Annotated in this window: 4 protein-coding genes and 1 pseudogene; 1 reads left to right on the plus strand and 4 read right to left on the minus strand. The window is 64.2% G+C overall.

Features of this window, described 5'->3' with window-relative positions; translation table 11 throughout:
- From EOD07_RS29405 to EOD07_RS29420, 4 genes are all read right to left on the minus strand, one after another.
- Positions 1-181, minus strand: a 181-nt coding sequence (locus EOD07_RS29405; protein WP_127237838.1) for a DoxX family membrane protein, incomplete at its 3' end; no start/stop codon positions are given.
- Between the two features lie 239 nt (positions 182-420).
- Positions 421-882 carry a tetratricopeptide repeat protein gene (locus tag EOD07_RS29410; RefSeq protein WP_071074655.1) on the minus strand — a complete coding sequence of 154 codons (462 nt, stop codon included), beginning with the start codon at positions 880-882 and terminating at the stop codon, positions 421-423.
- 34 nt (positions 883-916) lie between these two features.
- Positions 917-1,888: an MBL fold metallo-hydrolase gene (locus EOD07_RS29415; RefSeq protein ID WP_073987167.1), complete on the minus strand. Its 972-nt coding sequence runs from the start codon at positions 1,886-1,888 to the stop codon at positions 917-919.
- A gap of 274 nt (positions 1,889-2,162) precedes the next feature.
- Positions 2,163-2,384, minus strand: coding sequence for a DUF680 domain-containing protein (locus EOD07_RS29420; RefSeq protein ID WP_073987166.1), 222 nt, complete (start codon positions 2,382-2,384; stop codon positions 2,163-2,165).
- A gap of 245 nt (positions 2,385-2,629) precedes the next feature.
- Here EOD07_RS29420 and EOD07_RS29425 point away from each other — a divergent pair.
- Positions 2,630-2,816 (plus strand): annotated as a pseudogene (locus EOD07_RS29425) (magnesium transporter CorA); the annotation flags it as partial.

Consider the following 2,816-nt stretch of genomic DNA (forward strand, 5'->3'; position numbering starts at 1 on the left):
GGATAGTGGCGACAAGCAGCGGCGTGCCAACGCCGAGCGCGGCCATCGCCTTCTGAGCGCCTTCGAAATGGGTCGCGAGTTCCAGTCCCTCATGCACGAAGATCAGGGACAGCAACAGTCGGCCGGCAAGCAGGACCACGTCCCTGACGTGAAGTTTTTCGGCAAGTTCGATCGGTGTCATGGTCGGCTCCAATCTTTGGAAAGCAGGTTGGCGTCGCGCGTCCACGTGGACACGCGCCTGCGCGCTCGAGGTTGAAAGGTCGGAGCCGACGCGAGGGAGAGGAACGCCGGCTCCGGTTTTCGGGCGCTACCGCCGTGGCGCCCAAAAGTGGTATTGATCGAGCCAAGGTCAGAGCTGGCCCCTCTCCGGCCGCTTCGCGGCAACCTCTCCCCGCTTTGCGGGGCGAGGAAATAGACGCCTTACTTCGTCACCTTGGTGTCGATCGCCTGCTTGAGGTCGGAAAGCTCCTCGCAGCCCGCCGGACAGAGTTTTTGCAGCGAGGCGAGTTGCTCGTTGGCCTTCGCCATGTCGCCGGTCTCGACATAGAGCTCGCCCAGATATTCATGCGCGGCCTTGTGGTCGGGCTTAAGCTCCAGCGCCTTGGTGTAGTAGGTCAGCGAGGTCTGGTAGTCGCCGGTCTTGCGCAGCGTGAAGCCGAGCAGGTTGTAGACGTCGGCCTGCTGGTTGTCCTGCGCGAGATCGCGCAGGTCGGCCAGCGCGCCCTTGTAGTCCTTGGCGTCGATCTTGGCTTTCACGGCCGTCAGGTCCGGCGCGTCGGCGCCTTCGATGTCGTCGACCGCATAGGCCGGAACGGCGATGGCGATCGGGGCGGCGGTCAGCACCGCAATGGCGCCGAGCACCGCGAAAAGTGCGTGTTTCATGGGTTGTCGCTTTCTGTTCAGGATCCGATTCCGATCAGATCTGGGTTGGGGTGAAGGCGTAGGCGTTGCCATCCTTGACGAAGCTGCCTGTGCCGGGGAACGGGAAGTGCGAGCCGCAGATGCGGACATTGTCGGCGATCACCTGGTCGATGATCTTGTGGCGCGTGGCGATCGCCATCGGCCCGTCCTGGTCGTAGCTGCCCTGCCATTCGGGATGCGGGGCAAGCAGCGCCGGCACGTACATGGTGTCGGCCGAGACGAGGAACTGCTCGGAGCCGGCATCGACATGGTAGACCGAGTGTCCAGGCGTGTGGCCGGGCGCCGCCATGAGGCGGATGCCGGGCACCACTTCCGTGCCGTCGTCGACCAGCTTCCAGTTCTTCCACTTCGGGAAGTTCTCGGCGATGCGCTTGCCCGCCGGCTTGCGGCCCTCGGGCAGCTTGGCCAGGCGGCTCGGATCCGTCCACCAATTGTATTCGGTGGCGTTGACGATGAGCTCCGCATTCGGGAACACCGGATTGTTGGTGCCCTTCTCCATCAGGCCCCAGACATGGTCCGGATGGAAATGCGAGATCATGATGGTGTCGATCGCCTTGTAGTCGATGCCGGCCGCCTTCATGTTGGCCGGAAGATGCGTGGCGTTGGCCTGCCACTGTCCGACGCCCGAGCCGGCGTCCATCATGATGGTGCGGCCGTTCATCTGAAGCACCACGACGGTGAGCGGGATCGGCATGAACTCGGTGGTCAGCCCCGCCTTGGCGAGCGCTGCCTTGGTATCGTCGACCGACACGTCCTTGATGAAGGCCGGGTCGTGCGGTTTGCGCCAGATGCCGTCATAGACGGCGGTGACCTCAAGCGAGCCCACCTTGTATTTGTAGAAGCCGACCAGCGGCTCGACCGGGGTCTCGGCGTAAGCCGCGGGCGCGAACTCCAGCTTGCCGGCAATGCCGAAGGCGGCAGCGGCGGCGGCGGAACCGAGCACCATGCGGCGTGTCATGTTGAACATCAGAAATCTCCTCTTGTGGCTGCAAATTTGCTTCAGGTTTCAGGCGGTAATTCATTGGTCTGCCGCATGTCACCCAAAGCACTGCGCAGTTTTGGGCGACATGCGGGGAATGGCGGAGGGCCCGGTGCTGCCCTCCGCCGGCTGCGAAACCGGCGCCGGCCGTCGCGACTGAAGACCGGCCGGCGCCGGGGAGATCGGGACGTCTGGTCGTTGAGCCGGGGCGAGGCGTGCCTTCCTCACACTGGCGTCAGGACCTTCGGTCCCGGCTCCAAGCTCAACGACCCCAAATGCCCTGGCCGGGCTCTTCCGCAGCAATCCTGGCCGCAGGCTTCATGTCGTGGCGGTCCATGTCCGGCTTCGCGATGGAACCGGTGGTGATGGTGTCGATAGCGACGGCCTGCTGGCCGCCATTCGTCCAGGGGAAACGGTCGCTGCCGGCAAAGGCGCTGCCGGTGGCAACGAGGATGGCGAGAGCGGCGAAGACGGTTCTGTTCATATGCGTAGTCCTTCCGGGTTGGTTGATGCGTGCCTTGGGAGGATGGCCTCGCTACAGCCAAGACCCGGAAGGCCCGGGCTTTATTCCCGGGACGCGGAAGATTTTTTTGAGACGCACGAAATCAGGACCGAGACGGCTGAGCGCCGGCCGTCATCGAACTGTCACACCCAAACGGGTCGCGCATGCTAGAAACGCTGCCTGGCCGCCCCCGCGACCCGACCGCATCAAGAGCCGGCGAAGCCGCCATGAACATCGCCCTCCCCGCCGAAGGCACCGACCTCTCGCCCTATCTGCCGGACGAGCACGGGCTGTTCTTCATCTATCATTTCAAGGCCGACGGTTCCCGCACCAAGGATCCCGCCGAGGCGCACTGGACTTGGCGCAGCTACCAGATCACCGATATGCGCGCCCGCCAGGAGATCGGCACCGAAG

The organism is Mesorhizobium sp. M2C.T.Ca.TU.002.02.1.1, from assembly GCF_003997225.1.